Below are 13265 nucleotides of genomic sequence, written 5' to 3'. Positions count from 1 at the left end.
GTGGCAAGCAGCAATAGGTCAGGCAAACGGACGGGCCGGCACGCGCCGGCAGGCTGAAGTCAGGCGCGCCAACGCCAACGGGCCAGGGCCTTGATGACTTTCATCCAGAATTTGCCGGTAACCGCCACGGTGGACTCTCTGTCTTGTGAGGCTTGAAGGTCCGCCAACGTTATCCCAGTGGCCGGGTCTGCGCAACCGGGCAGCAATGCGCGCAGGTCGTCGATCACCAGACTGGGGGCTTCGTCGTGGATCGGTCGGCCGTGGTTGTAGCCGTAGGTCAGGCCCACGCACTGCACGCCAGCCGCCTTGGCCGCCAGCACGTCACTGCGTGAATCGCCGACAAACAGCGACTGCTGCGGGGTGACACCGGCCATCTGCATGACGAACAGCAGCGCCGCAGGGTCGGGCTTTTTCTGCGGCAGGGTGTCACCGCCGATGATCCAGCGGAAGTAGTTGCCGATCTTCATCTGGTCCAGCAGCGGGCCAACGAAGCGCTCGGGCTTGTTGGTGATCAGCGCCATTTCCACGCCCTGCTTGCGCAGCCAGCGCAGGGTGTCCTGCACACCGGGGTAGACCACGGTCAGTTCGTGGCTTTCGGCATAGGCGTCCATGAATAGCGCCAACGCCTGCTCGGCCAGCGCATCGTCCACGGCAGCGTGGTCGATGCCACCGGCCAGCGCCCGGCGCACCAGCACCTGGGCACCGTTGCCCACCCAGTGGCGCACCGCCTCCAGGCCGGCAGGCGGGCGCCCCAGTTCGAGCAGCATGCGGTCCACGGCGGCGGCCAGGTCTGGCACGGAATCGATCAGGGTACCGTCCAGATCGAACATCACCAGCCTGGGCAGCGTCCCCGGGAACAGCTGCTCGAAGCCGCTCATGGGCGGGCCTGAGCCAGTTCTGCACGCATCCTGGCGATGACTTCCTGGTAGTCCGGGGCGTTGAAGATTGCCGAGCCGGCCACGAAGGTGTCGGCGCCAGCGGCAGCGATCTCGCGGATGTTGTTGACGTTGACGCCACCGTCGATTTCCAGGCGGATATCACGGCCGCTGGCGTCGATCAGCGCACGCGCCTCGCGCAGCTTGTCGAGGGTGCCAGGGATGAACTTCTGCCCGCCGAAGCCCGGGTTGACGCTCATCAGCAGCACCATGTCGACCTTGTCCATCACGTACTTCAGCGCGTCCAGGCTGGTGGCCGGGTTGAACACCAGGCCGGCCTTGCAGCCACCGTCCTTGATCAACTGCAGCGAACGGTCGATGTGCTGCGAGGCTTCCGGGTGGAAGGTGATGTAGGTGGCACCAGCTTCGATGAAGTCGCCGATGATGCGGTCGACCGGGCTGACCATCAGGTGCACGTCGATCGGGGCGGTGACGCCGTACTTGCGCAGGGCGGTGCAGACCATCGGGCCGATGGTCAGGTTGGGGACGTAGTGGTTGTCCATGACATCGAAGTGGACGATGTCGGCACCCGCGGCCAATACCTTGTCGACGTCCTCGCCCAGTCGGGCGAAATCGGCGGAGAGAATGGAGGGGGCAATAGCGTAGGGCTGCATGGCGCACCTGTTGGCAGAATCACGGTGGCGCGCATTGTAACCCAGGGAAGCGGATGAAGGCTGATTAGCATCAACCTGTACCGGCCCCTTCGCGGCTAAAGCCGCTCCCACAGGGACCGCGCAGGCATCGAAAGCTGCGCAAATCCTGTGGGAGCGGCTTTAGCCGCGAAGAGGCCAGCACAGGCAACATACCTTCAACCAGGCTGCTGGGTCCTCAGCTTCTCGCTACGCCCACGCAACCACTCCAGGGTCAGCAGCAACACCACCGAGAAAGCAATCAGCAAGGTCGCCGCCGCGGCAATGGTCGGGCTCAGGTTCTCGCGAATACCACTGAACATCTGCCGCGGCAGGGTCGCCTGCTCCGGCCCGGCCAGGAACAGGGTCACCACTACTTCGTCAAACGATGTGGCAAAGGCGAACAATGCCCCCGAAATCACCCCAGGCGCGATCAGCGGCAGGGTCACCCGGCGGAAAGTCAGCAGCGGCGAGGCGCCCAGGCTGGCTGCCGCGCGCACCAGGTTGTAGTTGAAGCCCTGCAAGGTCGCCGACACGGTAATGATGACGAACGGCACGCCCAGTACCGCATGCACCAGAATCAGCGAGGTGAAGCTATTGCCCATGCCCAGCGGGGCGAAGAACAGGTAGCTGGCCACACCGATGATCACCACCGGCACTACCATCGGCGAAATCACCAGCGCCATCACCAGCGACTTGCCCGGGAAGTCGCCACGGGTCAGGCCGATGGCCGCCAGGGTGCCGAACACCATGGCCAGCACTGTGGCTGCCGGGGCGACGATGATGCTGTTCTTCAAGGCCCGCATCCACTCGGCCGAGCCGAAGAAGTCCTGGTACCACTGCAGCGAGAAGCCCTGCAGCGGGTACACCAGGAAACTGCCACTGTTGAACGACAGCGGCACGATCACCAGCACCGGCAATATGAGGAACAGCAGGATCAAGCCGCAAAGAATGCGCAGGCTGTAGAACCACACCCGCTCCACGGGCGACATGTAAGGGCTCAGCATGACAAGGCTCCTCAGCTCAGGCGCAGGCGGCTGGCGCCGACCAGCCAGCTATAGATCAGGTACAACAGCACGGTCGCCAGCAGCAACAGCCCGCCCAGTGCGGTGGCCATGCCCCAGTTGATGCTGGTGTTGGTGTAGAAGGCCACGAAGTAGCTGACCATCTGGTCATTCGGGCTGCCCAGCAGTGCCGGGGTGATGTAGTAGCCGATGGCCAGGATGAACACCAGCAGGCAACCAGCGCCAACCCCGGCGTAGGTCTGCGGGAAGTAGACCCGCCAGAAACTGGCGAACGGGTGGCAGCCCAGCGAGATCGCCGCACGCATGTAACTTGGCGAAATGCCCTTCATCACGCTGTACAGCGGCAGGATCATGAACGGCAACAGGATGTGCACCATCGAGATGTACACGCCGGTGCGGTTGAACACCAGTTCCAGCGGCTGGTCGATGATGCCCATGGCCATCAGCGCGCTGTTGATCAGGCCACCCGACTGCAGCAGCACGATCCACGCCGCCACCCGCACCAGGATCGAGGTCCAGAACGGCAGCAGCACCAGGATCATCAGCAGGTTGCTCTGCCGGGTCGGCAGGTTGGCCAGCAGGTAGGCCAGCGGGTAGGCCAGCACCAGGCAGATGGCGGTAATCACCACACCCATCCACAGGGTGCGGGCGAAGATATCCAGGTAGATGGCCTGGTCCGGGGTGGCCTTGGCCAGTTCGCCAAGGTCATCGATACGGTGGTCGAGCGAAGCCAGCAGGTAGAACGAGGTGACCGTACTGGTGTTGCGGCGGATCGCCTGCCAGTAGGCCGGGTCGCCCCAACGCTCGTCGAGGGCCTGCAAGGCATCTTTATAGGAAGCGGGTTCGCTCTTGAACGGCAGCGCCCGCGCGGTCTTGGCCAACAGGCTGCGGTAACCGGCCAGCTCCATGTTCAGGCGCTTGGAAAGGTCGCCCAGGGTCTGGTTCTTGCGCGACTCGGCCAGGTCCTGGCTCAACGCCTTGTACACGTCCTCGCCCGGCAGGCTCTTGCCATCCCACTGGGTGATGACGCCCACGGTGCGCGGCAGGCCACCAACCACTTCCGGGTTGCCGACGCTCTTGTACAGCAGCGCCGCGATCGGCACCAGGAACACCAGCAGGAGAAACAGCGCCAGCGGCGCGATCAACGCCTGCGCCTTCCAGCGGTTGACCCGCTCGGCGTGCTTGAGGCGCTGCTTGAGACTTGGACCTGCGCCTTCTTTGAGGGGCACTGCAATGGCCATGGCGAACTCCGCGATACGAACTGAAAATGGGGCTGCTGCGCAGCCCATCGCAGGCAAGCCAGCTCCTACAGATACTCCGCTGGCTCCAGGGCAGCGGCCCCCTGTGGGAGCTGGCTTGCCGGCGATGGGCCGCAAAGCGGCCCCCTACGCTGGTCGTTTACTTCTTCGCCGCCCAGGCGTTGAAGCGTTGCTCCAGCTGCTCGCTGTTGTCAGCCCAGAAGGCCACGTCGATCTGCACCTGGTTGGCGATGTTTTCAGGCGTGGTCGGCATGTCCTTCTTCACCGCGTCCGACAGCAGGCTCACGGCCTTGGAATTGGCCGGGCCGTAGGCGATGTTCTCGGAGTAGGTCTTCTGCTGCTCGGGCTGCACGCTGAAGGCGATGAATTTCTTCGCTTCCTCGGCATCCTTGGCGCCTTTCGGAATAGCCCAGGCGTCGAAGTCGTAGATGCCGCCGTTCCACACCACCTTCAGGTTGCTCTCTTTCTGCACCGCAGCGATGCGGCCGTTGTAGGCAGAGCTCATGACTACGTCACCTGAGGCCAGGTACTGCGGCGGCTGGGCGCCAGCTTCCCACCACTGGATGCTTGGCTTGAGTTCGTCGAGTTTCTTGAAGGCGCGGTCCACGCCCTCTTTGGTGCCCAGCACCTGGTACACGTCCTTCGGCGCCACACCGTCGGCCATCAGGGCGAATTCCAGGGTGTACTTGGCGCCCTTGCGCAGGCCGCGCTTGCCCGGGAATTTCTTGGTATCCCAGAAATCGGCCCAGCTGGTCGGTGCGGTCTTCAGCTTGTCGGCGTTGTAGGCCAGCACCGTGGACCATACGAAGAAGCCCACGCCGCATGGCTGGATGGCACCCGGCACATAGTCGGCCTCATTACCGAACAGGGCCGGGTCGAGTTCTTCGAACATGCCCTCGTCACAGCCGCGGGCCAATTCTGGCGACTCGACTTCCACCAGGTTCCAGGACACGCTCTTGGTGTCGACCATGGCTTTGACCTTGGCCATCTCGCCGTTGTACTCGCCTGCAACGATCTTGCCCTTGCCGGCCTTCTCCCACGGTTCGTAGAACGCCTTGACCTGGGCCGCCTTGTTGGCACCGCCGAACGAGACCACGGTGAGGTCTGCGGCCATGGCCTGGCCAGCGGCGAACAGCCCCAGGGCCAGGGCGGTCAGTTTCAACTGCTTGCGCATTATTATTCTCTCCACAGTACAGGGTTGGTGAAGCAATCCATCAATGGGCTTCGGCAATCGGATCGAGCGCGCGGGCGTGCTCCACCTCCCAGCCCAGCGGTACCACATCGCCCACAGCCAGGGCCGGGTCGAGCTCGGCAATCGGCTGTTTCACGAAGAAGTCGCCCTTGCCGCAAACTTCCAGGCGCACCCGCACGTGGTCGCCCAGGTAAATGAATTCGGCCACCCGGCCCGAGAAGCGGTTCACGCAGCTTTCGCTGTGGCCGTTCAGGCGCACGCGCTCCGGGCGGATCGACAGGGTCACCGGCTCGCCGGCCTGGCCGACATTCACCGCCAGCGCCTCGACCCGCTCGCCGCGCGGCAACTGCACCTGGCAGCGCTTGCCATCACTGGCCAGCAAGGTGCCGTTGATGCGGTTGTTCTCGCCGATGAAGTTGGCGACGAAGGTGTTGCAGGGTTCTTCGTACAGCGTGCGCGGGTCGGCGATCTGCTGGATTTCACCCTGGTGGAACACGGCCACCCGGTCGGACATGGTCAGCGCTTCGCCCTGGTCGTGGGTCACGTACACCACGGTCACGCCCAGGCGCTGGTGGATGTGCTTGATCTCCATCTGCATGTGCTCGCGCAGCTGCTTGTCCAGCGCGCCCAGCGGTTCGTCCATCAGTACCAGCTGCGGCTCGAACACCAGTGCGCGGGCCAGGGCTACACGCTGCTGCTGGCCGCCGGACAGCTGGCCGGGGTAACGCTTGGCGAAGGCATCGAGCTGGACCATGTTCAGCACCCGCTTGACCCGCTCGCTGATGTCGGTCTTGCTCAGGTTGCGCACGGTCAGCGGGAAGGCCAGGTTCTCGGCCACGGTCATGTGCGGGAACAGCGCGTAGTTCTGGAACACCATGCCGATGTCACGCTTGTGCGGCGGCACATTGTTGATCGAACGCCCGGCCAGCTGGATTTCACCGGCTGTGGGGGTTTCGAAGCCGGCCAGCATCATCAGGCTGGTGGTCTTGCCCGAGCCGGACGGGCCAAGCAGGGTGAGGAACTCGCCCTTGCGAATATCCAGGTTGAGGTCTTTGACGATCAGCAACTCGCCGTCGTAGCTCTTCTGCACACCACGGAAGCTGACCAGCGTTTCGCTGGTTGCAGCGTTCGACTTCGCCTCGCTCATGCCTGCACCTTCTTGTTGGATGACTGCGTAGGCAAAGACTAGACAAGCGGCAAGCGCCGGAAAATCGGGGGTGCTGAGAGAATGCCATCATCCGGATGGAAGATTTGCTGTAGGGATTCCCCTACAAAGATGGCGGGTTTGGAATATTTTCCTCAGCCCTCCAGGGCGCCCCTGTGGGAGCGGGTTCACCCGCGAAGAGGCCGGCCCAGGCACCGCAGATGGCAGGTCAGGCCCTTTCGCGGGTAAACCCGCTCCCACAGGGATTCGCTACAGGCGGCAGGAAGCGCATGTCGCATTCAGACCAGCTTGTGCTCCATCGCGTACTTCACCAGCTCAGCCAGCGAGTTCACTTTCAGCTTCTGCATCAGGCGCGCCTTGTGGGTGCTGATGGTCTTGCTCGACAGCGCCAGCTGTTGGGCGATGTCGTTGACGTTGGCGCCCTGGGCCAGGCGTTCGAACACCGAAAACTCCCGCTCGGACAGCAGCGTGTGCAACGGCCGCGACTCCGTCAGGCCCACTTCGAAGACCATGCGGTCGGCCAGCGCCGGGTCGATATAACGCCCGCCAGCGGCAACCCGGCGAATCGCGGTCAGCAACAGCGCCGGGTCGCTGTCCTTGGTGGCATAGCCCGCCGCCCCGGCCTTCAGCGCCCGCGCCGCCATCTGCGCTTCATCGTGCATCGACAGCATCAGGATCGCCGGGGCGTCGTGCAACGCGCGGATCCGCGGGATCGCCTCCAGGCCATTCACACCCGGCATCGAGATATCCAGCAGTACCACCTCGCACGGCGTGTGGCGCAGGGTTTCCAGCAGCTGCTCACCGTTACCGGCCTCCCCCGCCACCTGCATGTCCTTGGCCAGGCCAATCAACTGCTTGATGCCCTCACGGACAATGGTGTGGTCTTCGGCCACCAGCACTCGAATCACGATCGCTCTCCTACTCCAACGGTATGGCCACGCTCAGGCTGGTGCCTTCGCCCGGTTCACTGTCCAGCGCCATGCTGCCGCCCAGCATCAGCACCCGCTCACGCACCCCTACCAGGCCGAACGAGGTGGGCCGTGGCTGGTCGCGGCAAAAGCCCTGGCCGTCATCGCTGACAGTCATGCGCAATTGCCCGTGCTCACGCACCAGTTCGATCTCCACGCTGTGCGCCTGGGCATGGCGCATCACGTTGGTCAGTGCCTCCTGGAGGATACGGAACAGCCCGGTGGCCTTGGCGTCGCTCAATGCTGGCAGATTATCCGGTACTTGCACCAGGCAGGGGATCTGCGTGCGTGCTTCAAAACGCCGCGCCTGCCATTCGATGGCCGAGGCGATGCCGGCATCGAGAATCGGCGGGCGCAAGGCGGTGGCCACATCGCGCACCAGCTGGAACAGTTGGGCGATCAGGCGTTTCATGCTGGTCAGGCGCTCGTTCAGGCCCGGGTCCAGCTCGGCGAAGGCCAGCTCGCACATCGACACTTCCAGCTTGAGCACGGTCAGCATCTGCCCCAGTTCATCGTGCACTTCCCGGGCAATGCGGGCCTTTTCTTCCTCACGCACGCTTTCCAGGTGGGCCGACAGTTCGCGCAGCTGCTCCTGGGACCTGGCCAGCGCCAACTCGGCCCGCTTGCCCTGGGTGATGTCCCACACCACGCCGTCCCACACCACCTGGCCGTTGCCCAGGCGCCGGGTGCTGGCCTTGATGTCGGCCCAGCGCTGTTCACCCTGGCGGGTGAGAATGCGCCCCTGCCAGGACCAGTCCTGGTCACTGGCCAGGGCCAGGTCCTGCACTCGGTGGTAATCGGCGCGGTCCTCGGGATGTACCAGGTTGCGCAGGCCCATCTGCGGGTGCTGGATCTCGCTGGGCGAATAGCCCACCAAGGCCTCGCTGCCCTCGCTGATGTAGGGGAATTCCAGGTCGCCCTCGGCCGGGTCGCGCTCCAGGCGGAACACCAACCCCGGCACGTTGCCGGCAATGCCCTTGAGCCGCGCCTCGCTTTCGCGCAGGGCAGCCAGGGCGCGGTGGCGCTCGGTGACATCGGCGAGGTACACCACCAGGTACTCAGAGTCACGAAAGCGCAGAAAACTCAGCGACAGCTCGACCGGCAGCAGGCTGTGGTCAGCCCGGCGGCACTGCGTCTCGAACTGGCCGACACCACCCGCCCCGGTGCGCGCGCCCTTCCACAGCTCCAGCCAGCGGTCCATGGTCAGGCTGGGTTCAAAGTCGCTCAGCGGACGCTCCAGCAGCGCGCCTTCGCCGTAGCCCAGCATGCGCTCGGCGGCATGGTTGGCGTAGCGTACGTGGCTGTCCCAGTTGACCCAGAGGATGCCCACCGTGCTCTGGTCGATGGCGAACTGGCTCAGGCGCAACGCTTCTTCGCGCACCTGCCGCTCCACCAGGCTTTCGCGCGTGGCCAGCAGGCTGCGCTCCAGCTGGCGCTGCTGCCGACGCTGCCACACCAGGGTGGCCAGCGCGCACAACAGCAGCATGCCGAACAGCAGGGCCAGGTTCTGCCAGAACCCCGTCGACTCGCTCAGGCGTGGGTACTTTGGCTGCAGCCAACGCTGGTGCAGTTGCTCTAGTTCCTTGGCGGGCAGCGCCTGCAGGCCACGCTCGAGCACATCGGCCAGCAGCGGCCAGTCGCGCCGCGAACCAATGCGCAACAGCTGCGGCAGGCCGATATCGCCGACCACCGCCAGCTCGCCGAACTCGCTCTCGCGCGACAGGCGGCTGAGCTGGGCTTCGTCCAGCACTGCGAAACTGGCCTGGCCGCCCACCACCAGTTGCAGGGCCTCGCGCTCGTTGGGCACCCCTTGCAGGTTGAGGTTGCTGTAGTTGCCACGCAGGTAGTCCGCCAGCTGGCTGGGCATGCGTACCGCCACCCGCTGCTCGGCCTCGAGCGTTTCCAGTTCCACGGCCATGGTCCCGGTGCGCGGCCCAACCACCAGTTGCGGCACGCGCATGTAAGGGTCGCTGAACAGCCACAGACGCAGGCTGGCAGGGGTCTGGGTAAGCCCCGGGGCAAAGTCGATTTCGCCGGCCTGCAGGGCATGTTCGAGGCTGGCCTGGTCGGCGAAGTTGCGCCAGGTAAGGTCCAGCCGCAGCGCCTGCGCCAGGCTGCTCACCAGTTCCACGTTGGCCCCGTACAGCTGCTGCAGGCGCCGGTCGAACTGAGCGTAGGGCGCCTGCAACACCAGGCCGACACGTAGGCTGCGGTGCGTATCCAGCCATTGCTGCTGGGCCGGTTCCAGGGCAACCGTGGGCACCGCTTCGGGACTGGCCAATGCAATCAAGGGCAGCCAAAAGCAGCCGATAACCAACAGGCGACGCACTCGCTTCATCTACACGCTCGTCTTGGCAAGGCGGCCATGCAGCATGGCCGTCACGGGCAAATACTATTAGGCTGCCGGTATCATTCTGGCCCTGGGTTGACTCATGTCCACACTTTATCGCACGACGCTGGCAATGTGCTGCCTGGCCTCGATCCTTCCACTCGGCGCCCTGGCCGCCGATGCCGAAAAACCATCCACCACCACCGAGGCACCCGCTGCCCAAGCCCCTCGCCCGCCGCTGCTGGAGCGCAGCCAGGAGGACGCCCAGGCGCTGGAGCGGCTGGTGCCCAAGGCCGAACAGCAGACCCTGCAGGCCGGTGCCGACAGCTTCCTGGCCCTATGGAAACCGGCCAACGACAGCGACCCGCAGGGGGCGGTCATCATCGTCCCGGGGGCTGGCGAAACGGCTGACTGGCCAAATGCGGTCGGCCCGCTGCGGCAGAAGTTCCCCGATATCGGCTGGCACAGCCTGAGCATCAGCCTGCCCGACCTGCTCGCCGACAGCCCACAGGCGCGGGTCGAGGCCAAGCCGGCTGCCGAGCCGCAGCCAGACAAGGGCGAAAGCGCCCCGGCCAAGGACATGCCGGCCGATGCCAATGCCAACGTCGCCCAGGCTACCGCAGCCGATGCCGACACCGCAGAGAGCACTGACGCCAAACAGGCCAGCGAGCAAACCGACCCGGCCGATGCCGAGCGCATTTTCGCCCGCCTGGATGCTGCGGTGGCCTTTGCCCAGCAGCACAACGCCCGCAGCATCGTGCTGATCGGCCATGGCAGCGGCGCGTATTGGGCGGCCCGCTACCTGAGCGAGAAACAGCCACCGCAGGTGCAGAAACTGGTGATGGTTGCCGCGCAGACACCGGCGCGGGTGGAGCATGACCTGGAAAGCCTGGCGCCGACCTTGAAAGTGCCGACTGCCGACATCTACTACGCCACCCGCAGCAGTGACCGCAATGCAGCCGCGCAGCGCCTGCAGGCCAGCAAGCGGCAGAAGGACAGCCAGTACCGGCAGTTGTCGCTGATTGCCATGCCGGGGAACAAGGTGGCCGAGCAGGAGCAACTGTTCCGCCGGGTGCGGGGGTGGATGAGCCCACAGGGGTAAGGTTTGCCATGATGGCCCCATCGCCGGCAAGCCAGCTCCCACAGGTACCCCACAGTGTTCAGGGTCAGTGCAATACCTGTGGGAGCTGGCTTGCCGGCGATAGGGCCATCAAAGGCCGCGCCGCTTGCGGATCATTGCATAGGCCTGATGCAACTCCCGGGTCCGCTCGGTCGCTTCACGCACCTGCGCCTCACTGGCACCAGTGCCCGCCAGCTTGTCCGGGTGGTGCCGGCTGACCAGCCGACGATACGCCTGCTTGACCTTGTCGGCATCGGTATCCGCCTCGACCGCCAGCAAGCGCAACGCCGCCGCATAGGTCATGGCGACCCCTTCCGGCCCCGCCGCCTTGCGTGGTTCGTACTCCAGCGACATGGCTTGCACCTGCCGCCGGCTCAGGCCCAGTTTCTGCCCCCAGTCCAGCAGCAGTTCACGCTCCTTGTTGCCCATCTTGCCGTCGGCCCAGACCATGCGCCAACAGGCACGCAGGGTGCCTTCGGCCGCATGCGGCTGCTGGCGAATGCGCCGCAGGTGCCCACTCAGCCTGTCCTTGCCCGCCTTGCCACGGTTGAACGCGGCAATCGCGCGCAGCCGGGCCGCTTCGGCCAGGTCCAGGCGCACCATCTCCTGGCGCGCCTGCTGGATATGCTGCTCGCCCACCCGGCCATCGCACTTGGCCAGGCGCCCGAGCATCACGAACAGTAACTCGTCGTCCTGCAAGGCCGGGCGCCCGCCCAGGCGCTCACGCATGTCCTCCCAGCCCTGCAATCGCAGGCGGCGGTCCATGGCCTGGCCGAGCAACGCGCCGAGCAAGGCCCCGGGGATGCTGGCAACGGCAAAGCCGGCACCGGCACCAATCACCGTGCTTGGCCACCACATGTCAGGCGCGCTCGCCGATCAGGCGCTCGGCCTCGGCCAGGCGCTCGATAGTACCGACATCAACCCAGTGCCCACGGTAGTGCTCGCCACTGACCTGGCCCGCAGCCATGGCCTGGCGCAGCAACGGCGCCAGCTTGAAGGCGCCAGGCTGGCAGCCTTCGAACAGCGCCGGGTGCAGCACCGAAAGGCCGCTGAAGGTCAGCGTGCCAGGGGCATCATCACCATCGACCACCCGCTCGCCCACCAGGCGGAAGTCGCCGCGGCCGTGATGGCCTGGGTTATCGACCAGCACCAAATGGGCCAGGCCTTGCAGGGGAGCCTGCAGGCGCGCGAAGTCGTAGTCGGTCCAGACATCGCCGTTCACCAACAGGAACGGCGCGTCACCCAGCAATGGCAGGGCCTTGAAGATGCCACCGCCGGTTTCCAGCGGCTCTCCTTCGGGCGAATAGCGGATGCTCAGGCCGAAACGGCTGCCGTCACCCAGGTGGTCCTCGATCTGCTGGCCGAGCCAGGCATGGTTGATCACCACCTCGGTGACGCCCGCCGCAGCCAGGGCCCGCAGGTGATACTCGATCAGTGGCTGGCCGGCGACCGGGACCAGCGGCTTGGGGGTGTGCAGGGTCAGCGGGCGCATGCGCTCGCCTTTGCCCGCTGCCAATATCATTGCCTTCATGCACGCGCTCCGGCCTGCAGCTCGGCAATCAGCTCACCCAGCTCCGCCAATTCGGGCCGGCGACTGATCACTTCTTCTATATAGGCGAAGAAGCGCGGCACGTCGCCCAGGTAACGGGGTTTGCCGTCGCGGTGGCAGATACGGGCGAAGATACCGATCACCTTCAGGTGGCGCTGAACACCCATCAGGTCGCTGGCACGCTGGAACGCCTCGAAGTCGGCCTGCACCGGGATGCCGGCAGCCTGTGCCTTCTGCCAGTAGTCGCGCAGCCAGCCTTCGACCCGCGCCTGCGGCCAACTGAGGAAGGCGTCCTTGAACAGGCAGGTGATGTCGTAGGTGACCGGGCCGTACACGGCATCCTGGAAGTCCAGCACGCCGGGGTTGGGCGTGCTCTGCATCAGGTTGCGCGGCATGTAGTCGCGGTGCACCAGTACCTTGGGCTGGGTGAGTGCGCTGTCGATCAGCAACTGGCTGATTCGTTGCCAGGCGGCTTTCTGGGCATCGCTGAAGGCCAGGCCAAGCTCACGGCCCACGTACCACTCCGGGAACAACTCGACTTCACGGCGCAGCAGCGCATCGTCGTAGCTGGGCAACGGCGCGTCCATCGGCAGGCGCTGGAACGCCAGCAACGCGTCGATGGCATCAGCGAACAGGCCGTCGGCGTTGTCCGCATCAATGATATCAAGGTATGTCTGGTGGCCCAGGTCACCCAGCAGCAGGAAGCCACGCTCCAGGTCCTGGGCATGGATCAGCGGCACGTGCACGCCGGCGCTGGCCAACAAGTGGTCGATGGCGACGAACGGTCGGCAGTTTTCCTGCGGAGGTGGTGCATCCATGATCACGAAGCTGTGGCCGGCGCCCTGCCAGCGGAAATAACGACGGAAGCTGGCATCGCTGCTGGCCGCGGTCAGGCTGCCTGCGGGCACTTCGCCCCAGGCGTTTTTCCGGAAAAGATCATTGAGCTGCTCATCGAGCCAGACCGTCAGTTGTTGCAGGCGTACATCGTGTTCAGGCATTACAAGGGTCTCCGACGGCCCTAGCCGTCAAGCGGGTCATGCTTTATTATCCAGCATCTTTTTCAGACCATCGAGAGGCGTGCGGCCCCACACGCG

Annotated in this window: 12 protein-coding genes; 1 reads left to right on the top strand and 11 read right to left on the bottom strand. The window is 65.1% G+C overall.

The window, feature by feature from the left end; genetic code table 11:
• Nucleotides 1-59 precede the first annotated feature (59 nt).
• The 8 genes from RYH74_RS18220 to RYH74_RS18185 form a co-directional block, all read right to left on the bottom strand.
• On the bottom strand, nucleotides 60-878 hold the full coding sequence (locus tag RYH74_RS18220) for a phosphoglycolate phosphatase (RefSeq protein ID WP_075044417.1): 819 nt from the start codon (nucleotides 876-878) through the stop codon (nucleotides 60-62).
• Nucleotides 875-1549, bottom strand: a complete 675-nt coding sequence (gene rpe, locus RYH74_RS18215) for a ribulose-phosphate 3-epimerase (RefSeq protein ID WP_038408593.1) — start codon at nucleotides 1547-1549, stop codon at nucleotides 875-877. Before rpe ends, RYH74_RS18220 begins: the two co-directional genes overlap by 4 nt.
• Nucleotides 1550-1743: 194 nt before the next feature.
• Nucleotides 1744-2571: an ABC transporter permease gene (locus RYH74_RS18210; protein ID WP_013970603.1), complete on the bottom strand. Its 828-nt coding sequence runs from the start codon at nucleotides 2569-2571 to the stop codon at nucleotides 1744-1746.
• 11 nt (nucleotides 2572-2582) lie between these two features.
• Nucleotides 2583-3830 carry an ABC transporter permease gene (locus tag RYH74_RS18205; protein WP_013970602.1) on the bottom strand — a complete coding sequence of 416 codons (1248 nt, stop codon included), beginning with the start codon at nucleotides 3828-3830 and terminating at the stop codon, nucleotides 2583-2585.
• 157 nt (nucleotides 3831-3987) lie between these two features.
• Nucleotides 3988-5022 (bottom strand): ABC transporter substrate-binding protein, encoded by a 1035-nt coding sequence (locus tag RYH74_RS18200; protein ID WP_075044415.1) that lies wholly within the window; start codon nucleotides 5020-5022, stop codon nucleotides 3988-3990.
• 40 nt (nucleotides 5023-5062) lie between these two features.
• On the bottom strand, nucleotides 5063-6187 hold the full coding sequence (locus tag RYH74_RS18195) for an ABC transporter ATP-binding protein (protein WP_317409862.1): 1125 nt from the start codon (nucleotides 6185-6187) through the stop codon (nucleotides 5063-5065).
• Nucleotides 6188-6483: 296 nt separating this feature from the next.
• Nucleotides 6484-7116: a response regulator transcription factor gene (locus RYH74_RS18190; protein WP_170929296.1), complete on the bottom strand. Its 633-nt coding sequence runs from the start codon at nucleotides 7114-7116 to the stop codon at nucleotides 6484-6486.
• A gap of 7 nt (nucleotides 7117-7123) precedes the next feature.
• Nucleotides 7124-9511, bottom strand: a complete 2388-nt coding sequence (locus tag RYH74_RS18185; RefSeq protein WP_286100919.1) for a PAS domain S-box protein — start codon at nucleotides 9509-9511, stop codon at nucleotides 7124-7126.
• Nucleotides 9512-9605: 94 nt separating this feature from the next.
• On the opposite strand from RYH74_RS18185, the gene RYH74_RS18180 reads away from it, so the two are divergent.
• A complete protein-coding gene (locus RYH74_RS18180) occupies nucleotides 9606-10604 on the top strand; it encodes an alpha/beta hydrolase family protein (protein ID WP_286100918.1) in 999 nt (332 codons plus the stop codon).
• Nucleotides 10605-10712: 108 nt separating this feature from the next.
• Here the strand turns inward: RYH74_RS18180 and RYH74_RS18175 are convergent, their stop codons facing one another.
• From RYH74_RS18175 to RYH74_RS18165, 3 genes are read right to left on the bottom strand one after another with little or no spacing between them, the layout of a single operon-like run.
• Nucleotides 10713-11480 (bottom strand): TerB family tellurite resistance protein, encoded by a 768-nt coding sequence (locus RYH74_RS18175; protein WP_025337464.1) that lies wholly within the window; start codon nucleotides 11478-11480, stop codon nucleotides 10713-10715.
• Nucleotide 11481: 1 nt separating this feature from the next.
• Nucleotides 11482-12153, bottom strand: a complete 672-nt coding sequence (murU, locus tag RYH74_RS18170) for an N-acetylmuramate alpha-1-phosphate uridylyltransferase MurU (RefSeq protein WP_286100917.1) — start codon at nucleotides 12151-12153, stop codon at nucleotides 11482-11484.
• Nucleotides 12150-13169 (bottom strand): aminoglycoside phosphotransferase family protein, encoded by a 1020-nt coding sequence (locus tag RYH74_RS18165; protein ID WP_286100916.1) that lies wholly within the window; start codon nucleotides 13167-13169, stop codon nucleotides 12150-12152. The genes murU and RYH74_RS18165 overlap by 4 nt, the downstream gene beginning before the upstream one ends.
• Nucleotides 13170-13265 lie beyond the last annotated feature (96 nt).

This window comes from Pseudomonas sp. LSJ-87 (assembly GCF_032971465.1).
In the GTDB taxonomy this organism is placed as follows: Bacteria; Pseudomonadota; Gammaproteobacteria; order Pseudomonadales; family Pseudomonadaceae; genus Aquipseudomonas; species Aquipseudomonas putida_Z.
The sequence above is the reverse complement of the archived record's forward strand: the minus strand, read 5'-3'. Positions and strand labels throughout refer to the sequence as shown.

What these genes read in the sequence shown, in the direction of transcription:
- RYH74_RS18185 (WP_286100919.1), bottom strand. Translation starts at nt 9,511, where the DNA reads ATGAAGCGAGTGCGTCGCCTGTTGGTTATCGGCTGCTTTTGGCTGCCC.
- rpe (WP_038408593.1), bottom strand. Translation starts at nt 1,549, where the DNA reads ATGCAGCCCTACGCTATTGCCCCCTCCATTCTCTCCGCCGATTTCGCC.
- RYH74_RS18220 (WP_075044417.1), bottom strand. Translation starts at nt 878, where the DNA reads ATGAGCGGCTTCGAGCAGCTGTTCCCGGGGACGCTGCCCAGGCTGGTG.
- RYH74_RS18175 (WP_025337464.1), bottom strand. Translation starts at nt 11,480, where the DNA reads ATGTGGTGGCCAAGCACGGTGATTGGTGCCGGTGCCGGCTTTGCCGTT.
- RYH74_RS18200 (WP_075044415.1), bottom strand. Translation starts at nt 5,022, where the DNA reads ATGCGCAAGCAGTTGAAACTGACCGCCCTGGCCCTGGGGCTGTTCGCC.
- RYH74_RS18180 (WP_286100918.1), top strand. Translation starts at nt 9,606, where the DNA reads ATGTCCACACTTTATCGCACGACGCTGGCAATGTGCTGCCTGGCCTCG.
- murU (WP_286100917.1), bottom strand. Translation starts at nt 12,153, where the DNA reads ATGAAGGCAATGATATTGGCAGCGGGCAAAGGCGAGCGCATGCGCCCG.
- RYH74_RS18165 (WP_286100916.1), bottom strand. Translation starts at nt 13,169, where the DNA reads ATGCCTGAACACGATGTACGCCTGCAACAACTGACGGTCTGGCTCGAT.
- RYH74_RS18205 (WP_013970602.1), bottom strand. Translation starts at nt 3,830, where the DNA reads ATGGCCATTGCAGTGCCCCTCAAAGAAGGCGCAGGTCCAAGTCTCAAG.
- RYH74_RS18210 (WP_013970603.1), bottom strand. Translation starts at nt 2,571, where the DNA reads ATGCTGAGCCCTTACATGTCGCCCGTGGAGCGGGTGTGGTTCTACAGC.
- RYH74_RS18195 (WP_317409862.1), bottom strand. Translation starts at nt 6,187, where the DNA reads ATGAGCGAGGCGAAGTCGAACGCTGCAACCAGCGAAACGCTGGTCAGC.